Here is a 26022-nt window from a genome sequence, read left to right on the forward strand (position 1 = left end):
GCAAAGGTACAGATTTATCCGTACAACTTACCCTCACTTATAGCGAATATACGGATTGGGCGCTCTATCTCTTCAAAGATATGGCGAATTCTGTCAGCATTCGTATCCGTGATGAATATCTGTCCAAATTCATCGTTCGATACCATCTGCATGAGCTTTTTGGTACGGTTGTCGTCCAGTTTGTCAAATATATCGTCCAGAAGCAGCAAAGGTTTGAACTTCTTTTGTGCCGTCAGGAAGCTGTATTGTGCCAATTTGAGTGCGATCAAAAAAGATTTTTGTTGCCCTTGTGAACCAAACTTTTTGAGGGGCATATTGTCGTGTATGGTAAACAGCAGGTCGTCCTTGTGGATACCTTGTGTCGTCCGTTCCAGGATTCTGTCTTTGTCCAGGCTTTCTTCGAGCAATCGTCCTAGCCGCTGATGATGTAGTGCAGAATCGTATACTAGAGAAACATCTTCTGCACCTTCGGACAGAAAACGGTAGTGCCGCTGAAAGAAAGGGACAAACTCCTCCATAAACATTTTGCGCCGTTCGTAAATCGTTTCACCTACCTCGCTGAGCTGCATATTGAGTACTTCCAACAAGCCGGTGTCCAGCACACCTTTCTCACGGATATTTTTCAGTAGGGTATTGCGTTGTAATAAGATCCTGTTGTAGAGAATCAGTGTGTCCAGGTATTTATTGTCTGTCTGGGAGATGACATTGTCCACAAACTTGCGGCGCTCTTCACTGCCTTCGGTGATGATGATACTGTCATTAGGAGAGATCATAACCAACGGAAATTGACCAATGTGATCGGCAAGACGTTCGTAGTCCTTTTTGTTACGTTTGAACTGCTTTTTTTGGTTGCGCTTGAGACTACATGAGATGTGGTCGGACACTTCCTTACGTATGAAATCACCCTGTACGATGAACCATTCTTCGCCGCTTTTGATATGTTGGGAATCTATGGGATTGAAATAGGATTTGCACAGGGAAAGATAATGGATGGCATCTAGCAGATTGGTTTTTCCGGCGCCGTTTGCTCCTGTAAAAGCATTGACTTCCGGCAAGAAAGCCAAAGTAGATTCGGAATAATTCTTAAAATTCAGTACCGTAAGCTGCTTTAACCACATAAGTAGGACAAAGATACGGTTTTCACTGAGAGAACTTTACTTTACCTCTTCAAAGTCGATAAATTCTCCTGCCGTGGCCGGTCCTTTTCGTTTCTCTTCCTGTTGTGGGACGTAATCTACGCGTACCTTTCCCTCGTTGTGTGGGGAAGAGTAGTCCTGGCGGGTGTCGTAAGAGTCTGATTGACCAAACGGTTGCCCATATGTATAGGTGTATTGTGATTGCTGCGCTTTCTTCATCATACGTTCTGTCAGCTTCCGCATAGCATAAGGAACCAGAAGCCGCATTGAAAATTTAAAAACGTAATAAAACGCAACCGTGAATAATATAAAATATAACAGTGTACTCATTTTCTCATCTATTTCTTCAAATATACCAAAAATGTAGACAGGCTTAGGTCAAAAAAATGTCAGACTGTCATGGCTTAACATATTTTAACCCACAGGGTCTGGCTGTAAGCTATATGCTTTAGACCATAGGCCGATTTGTATATCCATTAAGAACAAGGGCCTACTGCTTACAGCCTATTGCCTTTGCGCTTTCTTTATACTTTCATAGAGAGCTTCGGGCTTATGTGTGCCGATGATGTAGACCAATCCATCTCGGTCTGTCAGCCAGACAGCCTCTTTTCCGCCTGCGTAAAACCTGATTTTCCCGTTCTTGTGCAGGTTGTACACCGGGTTGTTGAAAATAAAACGGCTATATTCCTTTTTCTCCACTTTGACGATGGAGGATAGATCTATCTTGACCAGACTCGTCGTCCACAGGCCGCTCAGTGTGATATTATTATTGGATACCACTGTCTGGTAATGCAGCAGGTACATCATGACGACCGAGACCAATATAATGGCCGATCCCACGATAAAGAACAACTGGCGTGAGGCCAGATGGTCAAAATTGAGATAGTACGCAATGAAACAAAATAGGGCCAACGTCAAGCGGATACTTATCCATGACTTGTCCCGTCCCAGGTATTGCCGTTCTTTAAAAATATAATCCTGATTCATACCTACAGCTTATGACGAACTAATGTAAGGACTTTTTGTGTATTTTCCGTAATTTTATAGCGTTCGTCTATTTGAAAACCACTTATCCATAGGATATCCCCGTTTCCGTTTACCCAAATAGGAATACGCTTTTTTTCAAATAGATTGATCTTTCTGTCAATGAAAAAATCGCTTAACTTTTTCTTTCCCTGCATACCCAATGGCTGAAAATAATCCCCTTCACGCCAGGCTCTTACCGTCAAGGGGAACACTAATTTTGTGATATCCAATTTGGCTGTGGAGCGATCCTTCACAATAGTCCGATCTTCCGAAACAGACAGCTCGAAAGAGTGTGCTGCCCAATGGATTTTTTGTTGGCCTTCATGGATAGTCAACTCGTCAATTTCGTTGGACTTTTCTTGCAGAATCAGTTGGTCGCGATCCAGTAGCAATCCATGGGAGGGGGATTCGAAAATCCGGCCCGGCTCACTGTCCAAAGCATCTTTAAGATCTTCCAAGACCGATTTAGAAAAACCGAACGGCTCGAAAAGAAGAAACAACAGGCCAGTATCCTTGTCTTGTATGTCTGCCTTGTGGATAGTCCATTGGTTTTGTTTTTGCACTACAAAGAGCTGTTGGCGCAAGGTGTGTACAAAGTTTTGCAACACGGCATAGGTTTCTTGAAATCGACTGATGTTTTCATTCATGATGGGAATGAAGTCGGCGTTTAATTGTTCAAACTGAGGTATGATATCGAGACGTATCTTGTTTCTGGCATACTTGGTCGAAAAATTTGAAGCATCATCCCGGTAGGGTATATCCCATTGGGCTACAGCCTGCTCGATTTCTTTGGATTCCAAGAAAAGCAGAGGACGGATAATGTTACCACGTTTGGGTAGTATACCGCGTAAGCCTTGTAGACCGGTGCCTCGGACAAGATTGAGCAGCACGGTCTCTACATGGTCGTTTTTGTGCTGTGCCACTGCTATTGCTGTACAGTTGCGCTCTCCTGCCAATCGTTCAAACCAGGCATAGCGCAGTTCCCGTGCCGCCATCTGTATCGAAAGTTTGTGCGTTGTAGCATAGTCTTCTGTGTCAAACCGTTGGACATGATGCGGTATGCCGAGATTACCGCAGTATTCGCGTACCAACAGTTCGTCCTTGTCAGATTCTTCTCCTCGCAATCCGAAATTGCAGTGAACCACTTCTATATCTATTTTCAGGTCATGGAAAAGCCGTAGCATCAGCATGGAGTCCTTTCCTCCGCTTACGGCCAGTAAAATCCGGTCTCCCGTTTTCCACAGGTGATTTTTTTCACAAAAAGCCTTAAACCTTTTTAGGAGTTCCATAGGTCAAAAGTAGTGAATAATTGCTGGATTGCAGTACACCATAGCCTACGGTCCAGATCGTAGGTTAAAGAGATGCCGGTAAAATTTAGCAATTAACATTTTTTTGGTATTAATTTATCTATTTTTGCGACTATGAAACATTGGGTTGTTTTTTTGTTTTGTTTGCTCCAAATGGGGGTGTCTTATGCACAGACCCCGCAAACAGGCAATGTACGATCCAATGCCGATAGATTAAACTTGGTTTCGTCCAATAGTGGTCGTATCAATGCAAAGACGGGGCACATGGTCTTTTATCGACCAGTCTACGAGCACAAAGGCAATACACTATCTGCCGATAGCGGATATATCTATGAGGATGAGATCAAGCGACAGTTTTTTGAGGCCTTTGGCAATGTCGTGATTACACAGCCTTCGGGTACGGTCATTTATTCTGACAGGTTGCATTATGATGCTGCGGCACAGCACGCCCGATTGACCGGCAATGTCAAGATGGTCGATGGAACCTCTGTTCTGACGACCAATTACATGACCTACAATATGCGTTCGAAGACGGGAACCTATCAAAATGGAGGCCGGATTGTGTCCCGTGGAGATACCATCACATCCAAAACCGCCTATTACTTTGAAAATACTTCAGACGCTTACTTCCGATATAAGGTCGTCGTCCGCACGCCTAATGTCAAGGTGTATACAGACAGTATGCGGTACAACTCGCTCACTAAGGAAACTTATTTCTTTGGCCCAACCAATATAAAAGGGAATAAAGGCGAAAACCTCTATACCGAACGAGGTACATACAACACCGGTACAGGTATAGCCAAGTTCAACAAAAATAACCTCTATACAGAAGGCACTAAATTCCTGAAAGGGGATAGTCTGTATTACAACCGGGATAATGGAGTGGGGGAAGCTTTCCGTAATGTAGTTTTTGTGGATACACTGGACAAATTTTATGCGTATGGTGGCAAAGGGGTCTATCTGCAAGCCGATGAATCTATTTTGATGACCGAGAAGCCATTGGTCATCACCGTCGTCAAAAATGATAGTACGGCGCAGGAAAGCCAAGTGGACAGTGTGGACGTAGAAACCAAAAAGTCAAAAAAAGAACTCAAGCGGGAGAAAAAAGAAGCTGAAAAAGAAGCGGCTGAATCTATCGTAGCCGAAAAAGACAGCACTGGTACCGATATAGTACCCTTATCGAAGACAGAAAAGGACAGCATCGCTTCGGCAAAGGTAGATTCCGTTTACCTCACGGCCGATACCCTCTATTCGAAAATGATCCCGGCAAAAGACTACCATCCCTTACAGCTCAACTTGGATAGAAGCGGTGGCCAGCTCTTGGATGAGAAAGAACCGGACTATGGCGATGATGAGGAAGGCGAGAAGCCGATAGGACAAGATAGCATAGCGGGAGTGGCGATAGAATCCGTGCGGGCGGATAGCCTCGCGCAGAAGGATAGCAGCAGGGTAGAAATACCCGAATCTTTGACACCAAAGGATACCGTAAGTACACCCAAAACTAAGAAACCGGTGGGGTCCCCTAAGCTTCAGAAACCGCCCCAAGAGGGGCGAATAGAGGTAGAGCTGAAGGCCGATAGTACCTTACGTCAAGAGGCCATCATTCCAACAGGAAATGAAGCGGACGACAAGATTACAGAGGCGCTGAGGGTTGCCCAGACCCCCGATACATCGACTGCTGACATACCGGTGGTCGTACCGGACTCCACAGCCAACCTTGCCGATACAGCCAAGACACGGATCGTAAGGGCATATTACAATGTGCGTCTTTTCAAGTCAGATCTACAGGCTGTAGCCGATTCGGCTTACTATGGTATGCTCGATTCCATGTTTCGATTTATGGGGCGACCGATGGTCTGGGCACAGGGATCACAGATTTCGGCCGACACGATCTATATGCAAATGGTCAATGGGCAGTTGGACAATGCCCTGTTAAAGAATAATGCTTTTATGGTCAATGCGGTGCTCGACACGGTCAAGTTCAACCAGCTCAAAGGCCGGAAAATAACAGCTTTCTTTGCCAATAACAATATAGACAGGATATTTGTCGATGGTAACGCCGAAAATATTTCTTTTGCCGCCGATGAAAAAAGCAAGATCATTACTGAGATGCTGCACGACCGAGGTGCACGGATCAAGGTTAAAATGCAAAATAAAGAAATCATCGATTATATTACGATCCGTAAAGTAGACCAAAAGGTATATCCATTCAATATGGTCAATCAGGAAAATGAAATTCTGCAAGGTTTTATATGGCGACCCCAGGATCGACCTACCTCAAAAGAAGATCTCTTAAATAGGAAGCGCGAGTTGCCAAAAGAAAATGTTCCCCCGGACAGCACAAGGGCACAGGACAGCTTGGCCATTGGCAAGGAGGCTGTTTCTCCAAGCGAAATAACTATAGATCAGGAAAAAAAGATAGAGAACCAATCTATGGATAAAGGAGAGACGGAGCGTACCGAGGGAACACAGGATGGTCATACTGTCCAATCTGAAACAAGAAGAAAAGAGGAAGACGATGGGTCTAAACAGGAGAAAGAAACTGGAACGGATCCCAATTTGTGACCAGGTCTGACTATTTCAATACCAGCTTTGTAGGGACGATGATTTCCTTGGGAGCTATTGGCTCTTTGCTATGAAGTATCTCAAATAGTATTTCAGCGGCTTTTCTTCCTTGTTCATCGGGATACTGCTCTATGCTTCCCAATGGTGGGTTTTCGATATACTTCCATAAAGGATAATTGGCAAAGCTGATGAAGTGCATTTCCTGTCCTATGCCGATGCCCTTTTGGCGAGCAAATTTCATGACATCCAGTGTGATGAAATCGCTACAGGAAAGAATAGCGGACGGTCGTTCGGAAAAAGCGCATATTTGATCCAAGGCTGCTCTATTGCCATCTTCGGTCAGGTCGGTGTGTACAACATATTTGTCTTCAAAGGCGATCCCATTCTTTTCTAGAGCATCCCGAAATGCGTTTGTCCGTACGGTAGACGCAAAGAGATTTTCCGGCCCGTTGATCATAGCAATCTCTTTATGCCCTCGGCTGACGAAGGCATCAATGGCCTCATTGACGCCAGCGACCAAGTCACTTTGAACCTTGTGGACACCCTCTATATCGGGTACTACATCAAAAAATACGATAGGTATATCAGCCAATACATCCATGAAGCCAAGATCAGTACTGTTTTTGGCTAGAGAGATCAATATCCCGTCTACCCGATGTTTTTTGAATGTTTGGATAATCTTCAATTGACGCTCGGGATTGTCTCGGGATTGTCCTAGGATGACTGTGTAATTGTGGTGATCAGCTAGGTCTTCAATGGCACTGATGGCCGAGGAGAAAAAAGGTTCGGAAAGATCGGGGAGCACAACACCGATAGTGTAGGTCTTGCGTTGTTTGAAAAATATAGCGGTCTGGTTGGGCTCATAATTCATCTCTTCGGCTACCTTTTTGACCCGCATGGTCGTCACCAGACCTATGCTCGGATGATCATTCAGTGCCCTGGATACCGTAGAGGGTGAAATCTTGAGTCTACGTGCTATTTCCTTTATGGTCGTTGGTTTGTTCGGATTCGTCATGACGCCTATTTTTGTAAAAAACTTATTCCTGATCCCCGGAAAGACAAGCTATCTTAATTTTACATCGCCTCTGTTAAACTTGAACATGTTGTTTCGCCGCATATTTTCCTGGATGCCTACATACGCTTTTGGACGGTTTGTCCATCCTTCTTCTCCCGAACGGAGTGCCATCATAGGAGAAAAAGAACCTGTACTGATATGGTTTAGGGCTGTGGACAACATAGATTCGCTGCGATCCCCAAAAGCCAGGAATTTGCCAGGCGCAAATTCCCAAACGTGGGCATTGGGTGTCAGTCCATTGAAATAATCGCCTTGACCGAGGGCATTGTACATTTTGAAAGAAGTCACATACAAGCCGATGTCATCATTCACGATTGGCCATTCAAAAAAACCGGCAGGCTTTCCATAGGTGTTCTCTGCGACGGCTTGACCGTTATCGTTGCTGCCGTATGTGCCGATCATGTACACCTCCATATAGGGTTTCAATGCATTGATCAGCAGCTCGCTGGCCGATGCTGATCCTTTGGTCACTAAAAAGTACACCTTTTGGAGGTCGAGTGTTCCTTTTTTGGAAATATTTATAGGAGCAAAGGGGCCGGGCTCTTCCCCGGATTTATCCCACCCAAAACTCTTGAGAAGGGCATTGATCTCATAGCGGTACATCAATTTTCCGTTTGCGCTAGGCGGCACAATTCTGTCTACGAGATATTCGGCTGTGAGGGTAGAACCGCCACCATTGTAACGTAAATCGACGACCAATTCATCTATTCCTTGTGATTCAAAGCCGTTGAAAATACTTTCAAAACGATCGTACATAGGGGTATGAGTTTCTATGTTATTCACCCATTTTTTTATGCTGACGAAAGAACTGAAAGCCAGATACCCTACTTTTTTATTGTTTGTTTCAATGACTTGATGATTTAGCACCGGATCCAGATCATATTGTGCACTGGTGATGGTCCTTGTTACTTCGTCTCCGGATGGCTTCTTGAACTTGACGGTTAGATTAGTTTCTTTCAATAGATAGTTGTCGATTTCTTTGAAATCTTTAGCGCGTTGGGAATTGTAATCTATGGCCGTATTGCCATTGATACTCATAATCCTGTCCCCTCTTTCTATTCCGGCTGAGTTGGCTGATGAGTTGTTGTCCACCATACGTATATACAGATGGGCATTATTGCCAGAGTCCTCGGTCTGCAAATAGATGACATACATCCCAAAGCTGGTCGCTATAGCATCTTGTATCTCTCCACTAACGACGCCTTCCCGATCGAGAAAGCTAAACCGGTCAATGGGATTGCCCTTGGCATCCTTGGGGATACTGACCATCCAATCCAGGACATCTTCACCACGGGGGAAATAACGGGTGTAGTTGTGGCGGATATAATCCTTCTTGTCCAAATCGTTTATGTTCTTTGGGGGCAATTTGTCTTGCCAAAGGGAGAAGAGTTTGGTATAATAAAAAATGGAATCTTTTACCAGATTCTCAACGGCATCCGTTTCGTAAGTCTTGCTTGTTTGCGGTGGTTTTACCTCACCTTTATAGGGATCTTTGACATCTTTTTTGCAGGCTGCAAATGCAGCAACAAGCAAAAGCGCCCCTACCCATGACCATCTTTTTTTCATAATTTTCTATTTACCATTTTTGAATAAGATGTATTTCTTTCGTATCGATCCCAAACTCGTTTGCAATAAATTTGATCGGCTCATAATTTCGATACACCAGCTCATCGATAAAATAAACCCTTAATGAGTTTTTGTGTGATTCCAGTGTACCCCAGTCTACGTGTTTTAATTTGTTCAGCTGTTCAACGGGGTTTCCTCCGGTCAATATAGTTATTTTTTTTTCTTTTGCGAACAATAGGTTTAAAAAATCTTCAACTTCTTTGAATAGCAACAGCTTCAAGGGCAAATGGGCGTTGACTTTTAATCGCTCCAGGTTTTCTTTATATTTCTCGTCCAAGCCAAATGTCTGTTGCACAAGTGAAAACATAGCATCCTCTCCCTGATGGAGATAGGTGTTCTTCATAAAAGCAGTCAGTTCGGATGCATGAGGAGATCCTTCGGTAAACTCTATGAACTGGGCAAACAAATAGTATACCTGTAATAGGTAATCCTGCTTAGGATAAAGTACATCGTCCAATTCAAAACAATAAACCTCTTTGTCTAGCGGAATAGCTTGTATATTGATCATCATCTTATACGGTTACCAACACAAAATCATCTCCTGAATCGGACACGATGCACAGACCGTTCCATTCGGAATCAGCAAATACTTCGCCCGATATCATATCTTTCTTGTCCCGGAGCAGATTTAGCCGTAGATCGGCAGGAGGATCTGAAAGACAATCTATTGCAGCAAGCAGTTCTTTTGGCGGACACAGTACTTGTATGCCATACTCTTCGAACAAAAGGGATGTCTCTGCCAAGGTAAAAGCCTCTTCTTTGCCCAAAGGAAGTATATATTGGCAGGTTTTGTCTAGGGCGAGTTTCAGCAGTTCGTGTGCGTAGGTGGGATTTTGACCTCGGGGTATAGCTGTATACGCCGATCTGAGCACAGATGGGATTTCGTCTGAGGTCGTTTTCTCTATTTCAAAAGAAGCTGACAACAATTTTGCAATACGTAGGCCCAATGGCCTTGTAGCGTATGTGATCAATATCTTTTCCATTAGTCCAAATTCACTTCAGCAATTTTTACTTTCCAACTTCTGGCTTCAAGAATAAATCAATCCATCCCGCATATGTACGGTCCTGTCCGAGATGTTGGCCAATTCTTCATTGTGCGTCACAATAATAAACGTTTGGTTCATGGTGTCACGCAGATGAAAAAAGAGTTGGTGCAGGGCAGCCGCATTCTCTGAATCGAGGTTGCCGGATGGCTCATCTGCAAGGATAATGGAAGGATTGTTGACCAATGCCCTGGCGACAGAGACACGCTGCTGTTCGCCGCCCGACAATTGGGAAGGTTTGTGATGTGCCCTGTCGGTCACCCCCAAGATATCCAGGAGTTCCAATGCTCTTTTTTCACTTTTTGACTTTGGTTCGCCTTTGATAAAAGCCGGGATACAGACATTTTCCAATGCTGTAAACTCCGGCAATAGGTGGTGGAATTGGAACACAAACCCGATATGTTCGTTGCGAAAGGCACTTAATGCGTTCGCCGAGAGGGTATGTATAGCCTCTCCATTGATGAGCAGCTCACCCTTGTCGGCTTTGTCCAATGTACCTATAATATGTAGTAACGTGCTTTTTCCCGCTCCCGATGCACCTACTATGGTCACGATTTCGCCTTTGTCCACGGTCAGATCCACACCTTTGAGAATAGGCAGGGAGCCGTAGGATTTGAATATATTCGTTGCGCTCAATATCATCCTACGAAGTTAGTAAAATTATCCTACTAACCCTGTATGCATGAAAAACTAAGGAAAAGACATCAACCTTTCAATGGGCTGTTCATACGCTGGCATAATCGCGAATACCTTGGGTGCCACAATTTACTTTTTAACTTACTTCGCACATGCCTGGATGCCTTTTTGGACGTATCTGTTGCTAATGATACAACAATTCCCTATTTCATGCTGGTTTATGGAGATGATAAAGCATAGATATAGTAGGGATATAGTAAGGATAAAGCAGGAATATAGTAGTTTATGCATCCTGCTATATGGTAACATTGTTCTATTCTTGGAGGTAAATAAACTTAACAATATCCCTACGGAAATCAAACTTTTAATTAGGGCGAGGCAAAATAGATTCATATAGCGAGGGGAGATATGGGTTGCAGGCTAAACAGACACCAAAACTAACTCAATAAAGCTATTGTCTCTTAAGAATAAAAACACTAATTTTACCACCAAATTTTTTATCGATGAACATTCACGAATATCAAGGAAAAGAAATACTGAAAAGTTTTGGCGTACGGGTACAGGAAGGTATCGTTGCCGAAACGCCTGCGCAAGCTGTCGAAGCAGCGAAAAAATTGAAGGATGATCTCAACTCGGACTGGGTTGTGGTAAAAGCACAGATCCATGCGGGTGGCCGTGGTAAAGGTGGTGGTGTCAAACTAGCCAAAAACCACGACGAAGTGTTGCAACGTGCTACCGATATCATCGGTATGCAGTTGGTTACCCCACAGACAGGCCCCGAAGGCAAGCAGGTCCACAAGGTATTGGTTGCACAAGATGTGTACTATCCTGGAGAAAGTGAAACGAAAGAATTTTACATATCCGTGTTATTGGACCGTGCTACAGGCCGCAATATCATCATGTATTCGACTGAAGGTGGTATGGATATCGAAGAAGTAGCTGAGAAAACTCCTCACCTGATCTTTAAGGAAGAAATCGATCCAAAAGTAGGACTGCAAGGTTTTCAGGCCCGTAAGATAGCTTTTAACCTGGGCTTGTCTGGTGCTGCGCACAAGGATATGGTGAAGTTTGTAGCTGCTCTGTACAAAGCCTATGATTCTATCGATGCGTCCATGTTCGAGATCAATCCGGTATTGAAAACGTCTGATGACAAAATTTTGGCGGTGGATGCGAAAGTGAATCTGGATGAAAATGCCCTTTACCGTCATGCTGATATCGCGGCGATGCGTGATCTTTCGGAAGAAGATCCTACAGAAGTAGAAGCCGGAGAATCCAATCTGAACTATGTTAAACTGGACGGTAACGTAGGTTGTATGGTCAACGGTGCCGGTCTTGCTATGGCGACCATGGACATCATCAAATTGGCGGGCGGTGAACCTGCAAATTTCCTGGATGTAGGCGGTACAGCTAATGCTGAAACGGTCAAAGCCGGATTCAACATCATCTTGAAAGATCCGAACGTAAAAGCTATCCTAATTAATATCTTTGGTGGTATCGTCCGTTGTGACCGTGTGGCTCAAGGTGTGATCGATGCTTACAAAGAAATCGGAAATATTCCGGTACCGATCATCGTGCGTCTGCAAGGTACCAATGCGGCCGAAGCGAAAAAACTGATCGACGAATCGGGCTTGCAGGTATATTCAGCTATCTTGCTGAAAGAAGCAGCGGAATTGGTAACAAAAGTATTGGAAGGGAAGTAAGTCTTTGCTTTACGATAATAAAAAGGTCGGCTTTTCCAAAAAAAAGCCGACCTTTTTATTCCCCATAAACCAACCAAATAACTTATTTTTGTCAGGCTTAAGAAAATAAGCAGATTATTATTTTTATCCTTTTTCATCACATGGAACATACACGTATCAAAGAACTATTGCAATCCGAAGAATACGGAAAAGAAGTCATTGTCAAAGGTTGGGTACGGACTTTCCGCAACAACCAATTTATTGCGATCAACGATGGTTCGTCTATCAATAATATACAGGCTGTAGTGGATTTTGAAAATACACCGGATGAGATTCTAAAAAGAATCACGACCGGAGCGGCCGTACGTGTCAAAGGGCAATTGGTGGAGTCATTGGGCAAAGGCCAAAAGGTAGAGGTGAAAGCGACCGAAGTATCGATCATCGGTGATTCCGATCCGGAAAAATATCCATTGCAACCGAAGAAGCATAGCTTGGAGTTCCTGCGTGAAATCGCCCACTTACGCATGCGTACCGGCACTTTCAATGCCGTTTTCAAAGTACGCAATGCCCTGGCATTTGCTGTTCATAAGTTTTTTCAGGACAGAGCCTTTGTCTATTGGCACTCTCCGATCATTACGGGTTCCGATGCTGAAGGTGCAGGCGAAATGTTTCGCGTCACGACGCTGGATCTTGATAGCCTCCCCCGCAATGAGCAAGGAGAGATCGATTATAAAGAAGATTTCTTTGGAAAATCAACTAATCTGACCGTATCTGGGCAATTGGAAGGCGAACTGGCGGCATTGGCCTTTGGCAATATCTACACCTTTGGGCCTACATTCCGTGCCGAAAACTCCAATACTACACGGCATTTAGCTGAATTTTGGATGATTGAACCCGAAATGGCATTCTACGAGATCGAGGACAATATGGATCTGGCCGAAGCCCTGCTCAAATATGTCATCCGATATGCTTTGGAAACCTGTCCGGAAGAGATCGAGTTTTTGAAAAATCGTTTGTTGGAAGAGGAGAAGTCAAAACCTCAAAACGAACGTTCGGAATTGAACCTTATCGAAAAACTCAATTTCATATTGGACAATGACTTCGAGCGTGTGACCTATACCGACGCGATTGAGATTCTGAAACGCAGCAAGCCCAATCAGAAGAAGCAATTCAAATACCTCATCGAGGAATGGGGGGCAGACCTGCAATCGGAACATGAACGCTATCTGGTCGAAAAACATTTTAAGAAGCCCGTTATCTTGACGGACTATCCGAGGGAAATCAAGTCGTTCTATATGAAACAGAATGAACCGGATGCGCAGGGCAGACAAACCGTAAAAGCAATGGATATCTTGTTTCCGGGTATCGGCGAAATGGTCGGTGGCTCCCAACGGGAGGAAAACCTCGAGAAGTTGCTGGCTCGTATGGCCGAAGTAGGTATCCCGGCAGAAGAGATGGAATGGTTTCTGGATACGCGTCGTTTTGGCTCGGTGCCGCACTCGGGTTTTGGGGTAGGTTTTGAGCGTTTGGTGCTGTTTACAACAGGTATGACCAACATTCGTGACGTTATTCCATTCCCACGGACACCAAAGAATGCGGAATTTTAATTTTTGTAGAGACGCAATGCATTGCGTCTCTACAGATTAATTATTATCTTTAGACTATGGAAAATATTTTTATTGTACTGGCGATCATTGGCTCCGTAGTCTATAAAATCTATACGAGCTACAAGGAGGAGATGGAAAAAGCTGCCAAAAGAAGGCAGTCTGTTCCGCCCGTCCCGCGTTCGGTTCCTCCGCAACAAGGAGTTCCGGAGACATCAAGACGTCATACACCGGTTCCTACACCACCACCTGTTGTATCTTCCAAGCCTATGCCTGTCAAAAAAGTTCCCCCTGTTGTGCCATACGAAGTTCCCAAGGAAGTAAAAAAAGTTCAACAAGCTAGGGTAGAACGGGATAAAAAACGTATACAGCAGGAGACTGAACACCAATCTGTTGTCGAAAATTTCCAATTTGATCTTCGGCAGGCTGTTATTCAGTCGGCTATATTGGAGAGGCCGTATAAATAAGCCTGTCTACGCCTTTCTATATCCCGTATACGTATGGGCGAGATTGGGGTTGGACAAGTAAATATACATCTTCCGATAAGTAGGCAGATCCAATCCATATCGTTCCCCTTCTTTGACGACATATCCTGTCAGTGATTCCACTTCGGTCTTGCCTTTTTGACGTAGAAAATCAGCGTGCATAGATGTCGTGGATTCGGGCGGAGCATTGTCGAACAGTTGTAAAACCCTTTCCTTTATATTTTCCGGGACATCTATGAGCTTAGCCTGCGCCAGCAGACAGATTTCATCGGTCAGTTTTTCCAGATCGGCTCTATAGGCGGTATTTTCTTTTATCTGACCAAAAGTTTTGTTGTGATAGGACGTCGCCGTTGCGGCCGAAGAAATAAAAATAAATTTCTCCCATATCGCTGACCAGATCCGATCGGTCAAATGTACATCGATGCCCGCTTCTTCAAACAGATCGCCGAGTACCTTCAATTGTGGCGGTACTGATCCTTGTACGCCAAAGCGAATGGTCTGAAAGGTGCTGAAATTTTCAATAACGCCAGGTGCGGTCAGACGGGAGATGATATTGGCGCAGCCCTCTGCTACTAGGTTGTCTGGAAAAATGCTTTGGATACGTGCACTACTGTCTACACCATTGAGCAGGGGAAGGAAAACAGTGTTCTTACTGACTGTGGGACGCAGCTGCTGAATAGTCTCTTCAATATCGTAACTTTTGGTACAGAGGATGATATAGTCCACCTGCCCGAAAGCCCTAGGATCATCGGATACCTTGGTCGGAAATGTTGTAAACTCTCCTTGCAGCGATTTGATGTGTATGCCCCTGGACTGTATAGCCGAGAGATTTTGGCCCCTTGCCATAAAGTGTATGGTGGCTCGGTTGCTTTTTTCAAATGTGTGGGACAGCAGGCTGCCAAAGTAGCCACCCACACCTCCGATGCCAACGATAAGGATATTTGTCATGATAAAATCTTTGCTTTACTATATAAGGTATTATTAATAGAACAAAGCTACAAAGTAAAAAATCAATTGTATAGGGGAAGGGGGGGTATTTTGAAATGCAAAAGTCCCTGATGTTAAGAAATTTAAATATTTTGTCATTACCCTTGTGTGTTTGGAATGTTCTTGTTATCTTTGCACCTCGTTTTGTTGCAAAGTTATGCTCTGTGCTGAACGAAAAAGAAATGTTACGTTATTGCTTCCAACTTACTAACAAACATTTAACAAATTAAATTAACACAGAAAGATGGCAAAAGAAGTCAGTGCGTTAGTAAAATTACAAGTGAAGGGCGGTGCAGCAAATCCATCTCCTCCTGTAGGACCTGCTTTGGGTGCTAAGGGTGTGAATATCATGGATTTCTGTAAGCAGTTCAACGCTCGTACGCAAGACAAACCAGGCCAGGTATTGCCTGTTGTTATCACTGTTTATGCCGACAAATCTTTTGATTTTATCATCAAGACTCCACCGGTGGCTGTACAGCTGAAAGATGCTGCTAAGTTGAAAAGTGGATCTGGCGAGCCTAACCGTAAGAAAGTTGCTTCCATCACTTGGGAGCAAGTGGAAACGATCGCTAAGGATAAAATGCCGGATTTGAATGCATTTACAGTAGAATCGGCAATGAAAATGGTAGCTGGTACAGCTCGTAGTATGGGTATCACTGTTGCAGGTGACGCTCCTTGGAAAAATTAATTAACGAAATCAGTTTAAGAAAGTGGCTAGATTAACAAAAAATCAAAAAGCGGCACTATCCAAGATTGAAGCTGGTAAAGCGTATTCCCTACAAGAAGCTGCGGCTTTGGTAAAGGAAATCACGAACACCAAATTTGATGCTTCTGTGGACATCGACGTTCGTTTGGGCGTAGATCCCCGTAAAGCAAACCAAATGGTGCGTGGTATTGCGACATTGCCTCACGGGACTGGTAAAACTGTGCGTGTATTGGCTTTGGTAACTCCTGACAAGGAAGAAGAAGCTAAGGCTGCAGGCGCAGATTACGTCGGCCTTGATGAGTACATCAGCAAGATCGAAGGTGGATGGACTGACATTGATATCATCATTACGATGCCTTCGGTGATGGCTAAAGTGGGTAAACTGGGACGTATCCTGGGGCCTAGAAACTTGATGCCTAACCCTAAGACTGGTACAGTAACTACAGAAGTAGGCAAAGCTGTGACAGACGTAAAAGGCGGTAAGATCGATTTCAAAGTCGACAAGACAGGTATCATCCATACTTCAGTAGGAAAAGTGTCATTCCCTGCAGAGAAGATTTATGACAATGCTTTAGAGGTATTACAAACTATCTCCAAGCTAAAACCTTCTGCAGCTAAAGGAACATACTTCAAGAGTATTCACATCTCTTCAACAATGAGTCCGGGTATTCATATCGAAACTAAATCAGTAGCAGGTATTTAATCATGAGAAAAGAAGAAAAACAAGAAATTGTTCAAGCTTTGGCCGAGCAGATTAAATCGTACGGTAATTTCTACATTACAGACACTGCTGATTTAACTGTTGAAAAGATCAATGGAATCCGTCGCAAATGTTACGAGCAAGGTATTGTGATCCAGGTGGCCAAAAACACCTTGATCAAGAAAGCTTTGGTCGAAGCAGGGGTAGATTCGGAAGAAATCAACGGAGTGCTCAAAGGTGCTTCTACGATCCTATTCTCAGAGACAGGCAACGCGCCGGCAAAGTTGATCAAACAATTGCGTAAGGAAGGGGACAAACCTGTTTTGAAAGCGGCTTATATCCAAGAGACAGCTTTCGTAGGTGACAACCAACTTGACGCCTTGATCACCCTTAAATCTAAGGAAGAACTTGTTGCAGACGTTATCGCTCTATTACAATCTCCTGCGAAGAATGTTATTTCCGCGCTTCAATCGGGTGGAAATACCGTTTCAGGTTTAGTAAAAGCTTTAGAACAAAGAGGCTAACGAACACCTCATCAAACAAACAACGTTCGTACATTAATTAACAACAATATTTAAAAGTAAATTAAAAAAATCAAAATAAAATGGCAGATTTAAAACAACTTGCTGAACAGTTGGTAAACTTAACAGTAAAAGAAGTTAAAGAACTAGCTGATATCCTAAAAGACGAATACGGTATCGAGCCTGCTGCTGCGGTTGCAGTTGCTGCTGGTCCTGCTGCTGGTGGCGAAGCTGCTGCAGCTGAAGAGAAAACATCTTTCGATGTGATCTTGAAAGAAGCTGGTGGTCAAAAATTGGCAGTAGTTAAGTTGGTAAAAGACTTGGCTGGTCTAGGATTGAAAGAAGCTAAAGATTTGGTAGACGCAGCACCAAAAGAATTGAAAGCTGGTGTCTCTAAAGATGAAGCTGAAGCTTTGAAAAAACAATTAGAAGAAGCAGGTGCCGTAGTTGAGATTAAGTAATCTCTCATAGCACCCTTTAGGATTAGACTCTGGTCATTTTTGCCAGAGTCTATTCCTGTTTTTTGTCATTCGCATTGGAATACATGCCTGCTGTCGTGCATTCCCATCAAATTTTAACAGCAATGTTGAGCTCAGTTTTATTAAAACTAAAATCTTATTCCCTTGGCAAACACTAATATTCAAAACGAAAGAGTAAATTTTGCTACAAGTAAGAAGGTGATTGATTATCCCGATTTCTTGGATGTGCAATTGGAGTCTTTCAGGGAGTTTTTTCAATTAGAAACTACTTCTGATAATCGCCATCAGGAAGGGTTGTACAAGGTTTTCGCAGAAAACTTCCCTATTTCTGATTCAAGAAACATTTTCGTGCTGGAGTTTTTGGATTATTTCATTGATCCTCCGCGCTATGATATACAGGAGTGTATCGAACGTGGATTGACTTACAGCGTGCCTTTAAAAGCAAAATTGAAGTTGTCTTGTAATGATGAAGAACATGAGGATTTCGAAACCATCGTACAAGATGTGTACTTAGGTACGATCCCTTATATGACCCCTAAAGGTACTTTTGTCATCAATGGTGCCGAGCGTGTCATCGTATCACAGTTGCATCGTTCCCCAGGCGTTTTCTTCGGTCAGAGTAGACACACAAATGGTACTAAACTTTATTCTGCCAGGGTCATTCCTTTCAAAGGATCTTGGATCGAGTTTGCTACAGACGTCAACAACGTCATGTACGCTTACATCGATCGTAAAAAGAAATTCCCTGTAACTACTTTATTGCGTGCTATTGGCTTTGATTCCGATAAGGAAATTTTGGAATTGTTTGATCTGGCAGACGAAGTAAAGGTCAGTAAATCGGGATTGAAGAAATACGTTGGCCGTCGTTTGGCTGCCAGGGTATTGAACAAATGGACAGAAGATTTCGTGGATGAAGATACCGGAGAAGTGGTGTCTATCGATCGTAACGAGATCATCCTTGAACGTGAAACTGTTTTAGAAGAAGATCACATTGATTTGATCATCGATGCTGGCGTGAAGTCTATCATCCTGGCAAAAGACGATGATGCAAACAATGCAGACTATTCTATCATATATAATACCTTACAAAAGGATACTTCAAACTCGGAAAAAGAAGCGGTAGAACATATCTATCGTCAACTGCGTAACGCCGAACCACCAGATGAAGAGACTGCGCGTGGTATTATCGACCGTTTGTTCTTCTCGGACAAACGTTATGATCTGGGTGATGTAGGACGTTACCGCATCAATCGCAAATTGCAGTTGGATACCGATCCCGAGACCAAAGTTTTGACTCGTCAGGATATCATTGCTATCGTGAAGTATCTGATCAACCTAATCAATTCTAAAGCCGAAGTGGATGATATCGATCACTTGTCCAACCGTCGTGTACGTACAGTGGGTGAGCAGCTTTACGCTCAATTTGGTGTAGGTCTTGCCCGTATGGCGCGTACGATCCGTGAGCGTATGAACATCCGTGACAACGAGGTGTTCACACCGACCGATCTGATCAATGCACGTACATTGTCTTCGGTCATCAATTCTTTCTTCGGAACGAATCAGCTTTCGCAGTTTATGGATCAAACGAATCCATTGGCTGAAATTACGCATAAGCGTCGTTTGTCAGCGTTAGGGCCAGGTGGTCTTTCGCGCGAACGTGCAGGTTTCGAGGTACGTGACGTTCACTATACACACTACGGGCGCTTGTGTACGATTGAGACACCGGAAGGACCAAACATTGGTTTGATTTCTTCCCTATCCGTACATGCAAAAATCAATAATCTAGGATTTATCGAGACACCTTACCGTAGGGTAGAAAATGGTAAGGTCGTAGTCGACGAGCCTGTAGTTTATCTGTCCGCTGAGGATGAGGATGGCAAGACTATCGCTCAGGCCAATGCAATCTACGATGATAAAGGAAACTTCGAGGATGCGAAAGTAAAGGCAAGATACGAGGGTGACTTTCCGATTATCGAGCCTGAGAAACTAGACTATATGGACGTTGCGCCTAACCAGATTACATCTATTGCGGCTTCGTTGATTCCTTTCCTGGAGCACGATGATGCCAACCGTGCATTGATGGGATCGAACATGCAGCGTCAGGCGGTTCCTCTATTGCGTCCACAGGCTCCTATCGTAGGTACTGGTTTGGAAGGGCGTGTGGCCCGTGACTCCCGTACTTTGATCAATGCCGAAGGCGAAGGTGTGGTAGAATATGTAGATGCCGAAGAAATCAAGATTCGCTACGAACGTAACGATAATGATCGTTTGGTGTCTTTTGATGACGATGTGAAAACATACAGGTTGATCAAATTTAAGAAGACCAACCAGAATACCTGCATCAACTTGAAACCTATCGTGAAGAAAGGTCAGAAAGTAACCAAAGGTCAGGTGCTATGCGAAGGTTATGCTACCGAAGACGGCGAATTGGCACTGGGTCGTAACTTGAAGGTAGCCTTTATGCCTTGGCAGGGGTACAACTTTGAGGATGCGATCGTGATTTCCGAACGTGTGGTGTCTCAGGATATTTTTACTTCACTCCACATTGAGGAGTTTGAATTGGAGGTGCGTGATACCAAACGTGGTGAGGAAGAGCTGACGGCAGATATTCCTAACGTTTCGGAAGAAGCAACGAAAGACCTTGACGAGAACGGTATTATCCGTGTCGGTGCCGAGGTTAGCGAAGGCGATATCTTGATCGGTAAAATCACGCCAAAAGGTGAGTCAGATCCTTCACCGGAAGAAAAACTATTGCGTGCCATCTTTGGTGACAAAGCGGGTGACGTCAAAGATGCTTCCTTGAAGACTCCTCCTTCCATCAAAGGTGTCGTTATCGATACAAAACTGTTCTCCCGTGCGAAGAAAATGTCCAAGGAAGTCGAGAAAAAGGCTTTGGAAAAACTGGAAACTACGCACGATAAGAACATGAAGGCATTGAAAGACCGTTTGGTCGAAAAACTATTTGCTATCGTGAATGGTAAGACCAGCCAGGGTATCTACAATGTCTATAAAGAGCTGTTGGTTGCCAAAGGAGTCAAGTTCACACAAAAGATCTTGACAGATCTTGATTATGTGAATGTCAATCCTGCCGGCTGGACGACAGACGAAGAGAAGAACGAGATGATCAAGTTGACTCTTCACAACTACAATATTAAAGTGAATGAGGAACTAGGTACGTTCAAACGTGAGAAATTTGCGGTTTCTGTGGGTGATGAGCTTCCTTCCGGCATCGTACAGATGGCGAAAGTGTATGTTGCCAAGAAACGTAAGTTGAAGGTGGGAGACAAGATGGCAGGTCGTCACGGTAACAAAGGTATCGTGGCACGTATCGTACGTGATGAAGATATGCCATTCCTGGAAGATGGAACGCCTGTGGACATCGTATTGAACCCATTGGGTGTACCTTCGCGGATGAACTTGGGTCAGATTTACGAAACCGTCTTGGGTTGGGCTGGTCAAAAATTGGGTATGAAATTCGCTACACCGATCTTTGATGGTGCCGAAATGGACCAAGTGGAAGAGTGGGTAGAGAAAGCAGCATTGCCTAAATCAGGACGTACATACTTGTACAACGGATTGACAGGTGAGCGTTTTGACCAACCGACTACAGTAGGTGTGATCTACATGCTGAAACTAGGTCACATGGTAGATGACAAGATGCACGCCCGTTCGATTGGACCATACTCGTTGATTACGCAACAACCATTGGGTGGTAAAGCCCAGTTCGGTGGTCAGCGTTTCGGAGAGATGGAGGTGTGGGCCTTGGAGGCATTTGGTGCATCCAACATCCTACAGGAGATCTTGACCGTGAAATCGGATGATGTCGTAGGTCGTGCCAAAACGTACGAGGCTATCGTCAAAGGCAACAACTTGCCGACGCCGTCTGTGCCCGAGTCGTTCAATGTATTGGTACATGAGCTTCGTGGCCTAGGATTAGATGTCACATTAGATTAATATTACCCAAAGACCTATGAGGTTTTCAAACGGCATAGCCCTCAATTTTTCCATTGAGAACAAACGCTAAAAATTAAACCTTATAGGTCTTACTAAGCTATACAACGTATGTCTTACAAAAAAGATAATAAAATCAAAAGTAACTTTACGTCGATTACGATCAGCCTGGCGTCTCCGGAGACTATTTTGGAACGTTCGAGCGGTGAAGTTACTAAACCCGAAACGATCAACTATCGTACCTATAAACCCGAACGTGATGGTTTATTCTGTGAGCGTATCTTTGGTCCTGTAAAGGACTATGAGTGTCATTGTGGTAAATACAAGCGTATCCGCTATAAAGGCATCGTGTGTGACCGTTGTGGTGTAGAAGTCACAGAAAAGAAAGTACGTCGTGAGCGTATGGGCCACATCAACCTGGTGGTGCCTGTGGCGCATATCTGGTACTTCCGCTCTTTGCCCAACAAGATCGGTTACCTGTTGGGTCTACCGACGAAAAAATTGGATATGATCATCTACTACGAACGATACGTGGTTATCCAAGCCGGTATCAAAGAAGAAGATGGTATCTCTTATATGGATTTCTTGACCGAAGAAGAGTATCTGGATATCTTGGATACTTTGCCAAAAGAAAACCAATACCTGGACGACAATGATCCGCAGAAATTCATTGCCAAGATGGGTGCAGAGGCCTTGGAAGAATTGTTGAAGCGTTTGGACTTGGATCAGTTGTCTTACGACTTACGCCACCAAGCGGCCAACGAAACTTCGCAACAACGTAAGAATGAAGCGTTGAAACGCCTTCATGTTGTAGAAGCCTTCCGTGGTGCGAATGATCGTATCGAGAACAAACCCGAGTGGATGATCGTAAAGATCGTTCCGATTATTCCACCAGAATTGCGTCCGTTGGTGCCTTTGGATGGTGGACGCTTTGCAACGTCGGATTTGAACGACCTATACCGTCGTGTCATCATCCGTAACAACCGTTTGAAACGTTTGATCGAAATCAAAGCACCTGAGGTTATCTTACGTAACGAAAAGCGTATGCTACAGGAAGCTGTCGACTCTTTGTTCGACAATTCCCGTAAGGTGAATGCCGTGAAAACAGAAGGAAACCGTGCGCTGAAGTCACTATCCGATATCTTGAAAGGTAAACAAGGACGTTTCCGTCAAAACCTGTTGGGTAAACGTGTGGATTATTCAGCCCGTTCGGTTATTGTCGTAGGTCCTCACTTGAAATTGCATGAGTGTGGTCTTCCTAAGGATATGGCGGCAGAGCTTTACAAACCGTTTATCATCCGTAAGATGATTGAACGTGGTATTGTCAAGACTGTAAAGTCAGCCAAGAAAATCGTAGATCGCAAAGATCCTGTGGTATGGGATATCCTTGAAAATGTATTGAAAGGACACCCTGTATTGCTCAACCGTGCACCTACGCTCCACCGTTTGGGTATCCAGGCTTTCCAACCTACTTTGGTAGAAGGTAAAGCGATCCAGTTGCACCCATTGGTATGTACGGCGTTCAACGCCGATTTTGATGGTGACCAGATGGCTGTTCACTTGCCATTGGGCAATGCTGCAATCCTGGAAGCCCAAATTTTGATGTTGGCTTCGCACAATATTCTTAACCCTGCCAACGGTTCACCGGTTACAGTACCGTCGCAAGACATGGTATTGGGTCTTTATTATATTACAAAAGGCCGTAAATCCGATGAAAACCGTAAGATGAAGGGAGAAGGTACGACATTCTACTCTCCGGAAGAGGTCATCATTGCTTTGAACGAGCAACAGGTAGATCTTCACTCTTGGATCAAAGTACGTACAAATGTTCTTGACAAAGATGGCCAGCTTAAACAGCAGATCATCGAGACTACGGTAGGCCGTGTTATCTTTAACCAGATCGTACCCGAAGAAGTCGGTTATATCAACGAGATTCTGACGAAAAAATCTTTGCGTAACGTCATTGGAGAAATCGTAAAGAATACAGGTATGGCACGTGCAGCCAAATTCTTGGATGACATGAAGGAACTTGGTTTTCAGACGGCATTCAAGGGTGGTCTTTCGTTCAACCTGCAAGACTTGAATATTCCTGCGGCTAAAGCAGATTTGATTGCACAAGCTACGGCTGAAGTAGACGAAGTAATGAACAACTATAACATGGGTTTCATTACGAACAACGAGCGTTACAATCAGATCATCGATATCTGGACACGTATCAACAACCGGCTGACGGCGCACGTGATGGATATCCTGTCCAATGACAATCAAGGCTTCAACTCTGTATATATGATGTTGGATTCTGGTGCCCGTGGTTCGAAAGAGCAGATCCGTCAGTTGTGCGGTATGCGGGGCCTGATGGCAAAACCTCAAAAATCCGGTACTTCGGGTGGGGAGATCATCGAAAACCCGATTTTGTCCAACTTCAAAGAAGGTCTGTCCGTACTAGAGTACTTTATCTCTACACACGGTGCGCGTAAAGGTCTTGCCGATACGGCGTTGAAAACGGCCGATGCGGGTTACCTGACCCGTCGTCTCCATGACGTCGCACAGGATATGATCGTAGTCGAGCAAGATTGTGCTACATTGCGTGGTATCTATACGACTGCATTGAAGGATAATGATGACATTGTCGAACCATTGTACGAGCGTATTCTGGGTCGTACGCCACTGAATGATGTCTATCATCCAGAAACGAACGAACTGATCGTCGCTGCCAATGAAGATATTACCGAAGAGATTGCAGAAGCAATAGAGCAAGCTGGTATCGAAGGTATAGAAATACGTTCGGTATTGACTTGTGAGTCGAAACGCGGTGTCTGTGCAAGCTGCTATGGACGCAACCTAGCTTCCGGCAAGCGTGTACAACTGGGTGAAGCTGTGGGTGTCATCGCCGCACAGTCTATCGGTGAGCCAGGTACACAGTTGACACTTCGTACGTTCCACGTTGGGGGTACAGCATCCAATATTGCTGCCGAATCTACCATCATTGCCAAGTACGAAGGTACAGTAGAATTCGAAAACGTACGTACCGTAGAAAAACAAGGTGACGAAGGAGCCTATCATATTGTATTGGGTCGTTCGGGCGAAATCAAGATTGTCAATGCTGATCGCAAAGTCGTGTACCAGCAAATTATTCCTTACGGTTCGAACCTTTTTGTAAAAGATGGGGAGAAAGTCGAGAAAGGCCAGAAACTGGTCGATTGGGATCCATATAATGCCGTGATTATTTCCGAATTTGCGGGTAAGATTGAATTCGACGCCATTATTGAAGGAGTTACTTTCCGTGAAGAGTCTGATGAGCAAACCGGACACAAAGAAAAGGTCATCATTGAGACCCGTGATAAAACGAAGAACCCTACCATCAAGGTTGTCGATACCAAAGGCGAGATCATTCGTTCGTACAACATTCCGGTAGGAGCGCACGTATCGGTTTCCGATGGACAGAAAGTGAAAGAAGGAGCTATATTGGTCAAGATCCCACGTTCTACTGGTAAGACACGAGATATCACGGGAGGTCTTCCACGTGTGACCGAATTGTTTGAGGCACGTAATCCTTCCAACCCAGCTGTGGTGACGGAGATTGATGGTGTCGTGTCTTTGGGTGGTGTGAAACGTGGTAACCGTGAGATTTCGATTGAATCCCGTGATGGACAAGTGAAGAAATATTTGGTGCCGCTTTCTAAGCATATCCTTGTACAGGACAATGACTTTGTCAAAGCAGGTATGCCTTTGTCGGATGGACAGATCGCTCCTGGTGATATCCTATCGATCAAAGGACCGGCTGCCGTACAGGAATATATCGTAAATGGTATTCAGGAAGTTTACCGTCTGCAAGGTGTGAAGATCAACGATAAGCACTTCGAGACGATCGTACACCAAATGATGCAGAAAGTCAACATCGAGGATCCAGGAGATACACGTTTCTTGGAAAAAGAAGCTGTAAACAAATGGGACTTCATGGAGGAGAACGATTCCTTGTACGACAAGAAAGTTGTCGTAGAGGCAGGGGATTCCAAAACCCTACGTGCAGGACAGATCGTTACTTTACGTAAGCTACGTGAAGAGAATTCCAACCTGAAGCGTCAGGATATGAAATTGGTAGAGGTGCGTGATGCGATCCCTGCTACTTCCAGTCCGTTGCTGCAAGGTATTACGAGGGCTTCCCTGGGTACGAAATCGTTCATCTCGGCAGCTTCCTTCCAGGAGACAACTAAAGTGCTGAACGAGGCTGCTATCGCAGGTAAGCGTGATGATTTGTTGGGATTGAAAGAAAACGTCATCGTTGGACACTTGATTCCTTCAGGTACAGGTTTACGTCAGTACAGCAATATCATTGTCGGTTCCCGTGAGGAGTACGATCAGTTATTGGCTTCGAAAGAAGAAGATTAGTGTTTAGTATTGCGATATGCGTAGTGCGTATTGTGAAATGAAAGATAAAATCCCGTTCGAAAGAGCGGGATTTTTTTGTTTTGCAGAGACGTAAGATTTTGGGTGCA

Annotated in this window: 20 protein-coding genes; 10 read left to right on the top strand and 10 right to left on the bottom strand. The window is 44.3% G+C overall.

The window, feature by feature from the left end; translation table 11 throughout:
* Positions 1-14: 14 nt before the first annotated feature.
* From recF to tilS, 4 genes are all read right to left on the bottom strand, one after another.
* The gene (recF, locus tag G5B00_RS10030) at positions 15-1118 is read right to left on the bottom strand and encodes a DNA replication/repair protein RecF (protein WP_163874396.1); all 1104 of its coding nucleotides are present in this window, start codon (positions 1116-1118) and stop codon (positions 15-17) included.
* 36 nt (positions 1119-1154) lie between these two features.
* Positions 1155-1466 carry a DUF4834 family protein gene (locus tag G5B00_RS10035; RefSeq protein ID WP_163874399.1) on the bottom strand — a complete coding sequence of 104 codons (312 nt, stop codon included), beginning with the start codon at positions 1464-1466 and terminating at the stop codon, positions 1155-1157.
* Positions 1467-1640: 174 nt separating this feature from the next.
* Entirely contained in the window at positions 1641-2123 is a 483-nt protein-coding gene (locus G5B00_RS10040) for a hypothetical protein (RefSeq protein ID WP_163874402.1), read from the bottom strand.
* A 2-nt stretch (positions 2124-2125) separates the two neighbouring features.
* A complete protein-coding gene (tilS, locus tag G5B00_RS10045) occupies positions 2126-3451 on the bottom strand; it encodes a tRNA lysidine(34) synthetase TilS (protein ID WP_163874405.1) in 1326 nt (441 codons plus the stop codon).
* 132 nt (positions 3452-3583) lie between these two features.
* Here tilS and G5B00_RS10050 point away from each other — a divergent pair, with 132 nt between their 5' ends.
* Positions 3584-6034 (top strand): OstA-like protein, encoded by a 2451-nt coding sequence (locus tag G5B00_RS10050; RefSeq protein WP_240894450.1) that lies wholly within the window; start codon positions 3584-3586, stop codon positions 6032-6034.
* Between the two features lie 10 nt (positions 6035-6044).
* Here the strand turns inward: G5B00_RS10050 and G5B00_RS10055 are convergent, their stop codons facing one another.
* Genes G5B00_RS10055 through G5B00_RS10075 form a run of 5 tightly spaced genes read right to left on the bottom strand, consistent with a single transcriptional unit; the run spans position 6045 to position 10417 of the window.
* Positions 6045-7049 (bottom strand): LacI family DNA-binding transcriptional regulator, encoded by a 1005-nt coding sequence (locus tag G5B00_RS10055; RefSeq protein WP_163874408.1) that lies wholly within the window; start codon positions 7047-7049, stop codon positions 6045-6047.
* Between the two features lie 48 nt (positions 7050-7097).
* The gene (locus tag G5B00_RS10060; RefSeq protein ID WP_163874411.1) at positions 7098-8675 is read right to left on the bottom strand and encodes a S41 family peptidase; all 1578 of its coding nucleotides are present in this window, start codon (positions 8673-8675) and stop codon (positions 7098-7100) included.
* Positions 8676-8685: 10 nt separating this feature from the next.
* Positions 8686-9246, bottom strand: a complete 561-nt coding sequence (locus G5B00_RS10065) for an HAD family hydrolase (RefSeq protein ID WP_240894451.1) — start codon at positions 9244-9246, stop codon at positions 8686-8688.
* Position 9247: 1 nt separating this feature from the next.
* Positions 9248-9718 carry a hypothetical protein gene (locus tag G5B00_RS10070; protein WP_163874414.1) on the bottom strand — a complete coding sequence of 157 codons (471 nt, stop codon included), beginning with the start codon at positions 9716-9718 and terminating at the stop codon, positions 9248-9250.
* Positions 9719-9763: 45 nt separating this feature from the next.
* The gene (locus G5B00_RS10075; RefSeq protein ID WP_317168843.1) at positions 9764-10417 is read right to left on the bottom strand and encodes an ABC transporter ATP-binding protein; all 654 of its coding nucleotides are present in this window, start codon (positions 10415-10417) and stop codon (positions 9764-9766) included.
* Positions 10418-10917: 500 nt separating this feature from the next.
* Here G5B00_RS10075 and sucC point away from each other — a divergent pair, with 500 nt between their 5' ends.
* The 3 genes from sucC to G5B00_RS10090 all read left to right on the top strand — a co-directional run bounded on the left by sucC (position 10918) and on the right by G5B00_RS10090 (position 14164).
* Complete coding sequence (gene sucC / locus G5B00_RS10080; RefSeq protein ID WP_163874420.1) at positions 10918-12114, top strand: ADP-forming succinate--CoA ligase subunit beta; 1197 nt, start codon at positions 10918-10920, stop codon at positions 12112-12114.
* Between the two features lie 140 nt (positions 12115-12254).
* Positions 12255-13700: an asparagine--tRNA ligase gene (asnS, locus tag G5B00_RS10085; RefSeq protein WP_163874423.1), complete on the top strand. Its 1446-nt coding sequence runs from the start codon at positions 12255-12257 to the stop codon at positions 13698-13700.
* A gap of 56 nt (positions 13701-13756) precedes the next feature.
* Positions 13757-14164, top strand: a complete 408-nt coding sequence (locus G5B00_RS10090; RefSeq protein WP_163874425.1) for a hypothetical protein — start codon at positions 13757-13759, stop codon at positions 14162-14164.
* Between the two features lie 6 nt (positions 14165-14170).
* On the opposite strand, the gene G5B00_RS10095 is transcribed toward G5B00_RS10090, so the two are convergent.
* Positions 14171-15130, bottom strand: coding sequence for a ketopantoate reductase family protein (locus G5B00_RS10095; RefSeq protein ID WP_163874428.1), 960 nt, complete (start codon positions 15128-15130; stop codon positions 14171-14173).
* 283 nt (positions 15131-15413) lie between these two features.
* Between G5B00_RS10095 and rplK the strand changes: the two genes are divergently transcribed.
* The 6 genes from rplK (at position 15414) to rpoC (ending at position 25915) form a co-directional block, all read left to right on the top strand.
* Positions 15414-15857, top strand: a complete 444-nt coding sequence (gene rplK / locus G5B00_RS10100) for a 50S ribosomal protein L11 (RefSeq protein WP_163874431.1) — start codon at positions 15414-15416, stop codon at positions 15855-15857.
* A 22-nt stretch (positions 15858-15879) separates the two neighbouring features.
* Positions 15880-16578 carry a 50S ribosomal protein L1 gene (gene rplA / locus G5B00_RS10105; protein WP_163874433.1) on the top strand — a complete coding sequence of 233 codons (699 nt, stop codon included), beginning with the start codon at positions 15880-15882 and terminating at the stop codon, positions 16576-16578.
* A 2-nt stretch (positions 16579-16580) separates the two neighbouring features.
* On the top strand, positions 16581-17099 hold the full coding sequence (gene rplJ / locus G5B00_RS10110; protein WP_163874437.1) for a 50S ribosomal protein L10: 519 nt from the start codon (positions 16581-16583) through the stop codon (positions 17097-17099).
* Between the two features lie 80 nt (positions 17100-17179).
* Positions 17180-17557 carry a 50S ribosomal protein L7/L12 gene (rplL, locus tag G5B00_RS10115; protein ID WP_163874440.1) on the top strand — a complete coding sequence of 126 codons (378 nt, stop codon included), beginning with the start codon at positions 17180-17182 and terminating at the stop codon, positions 17555-17557.
* 162 nt (positions 17558-17719) lie between these two features.
* Positions 17720-21529, top strand: coding sequence for a DNA-directed RNA polymerase subunit beta (gene rpoB / locus G5B00_RS10120; protein ID WP_163874443.1), 3810 nt, complete (start codon positions 17720-17722; stop codon positions 21527-21529).
* Between the two features lie 108 nt (positions 21530-21637).
* On the top strand, positions 21638-25915 hold the full coding sequence (rpoC, locus tag G5B00_RS10125) for a DNA-directed RNA polymerase subunit beta' (RefSeq protein WP_163874447.1): 4278 nt from the start codon (positions 21638-21640) through the stop codon (positions 25913-25915).
* Positions 25916-26022 lie beyond the last annotated feature (107 nt).

This window comes from Parapedobacter sp. SGR-10 (genome assembly GCF_011030405.1).
Classification (GTDB): domain Bacteria; phylum Bacteroidota; class Bacteroidia; order Sphingobacteriales; family Sphingobacteriaceae; genus Sphingobacterium.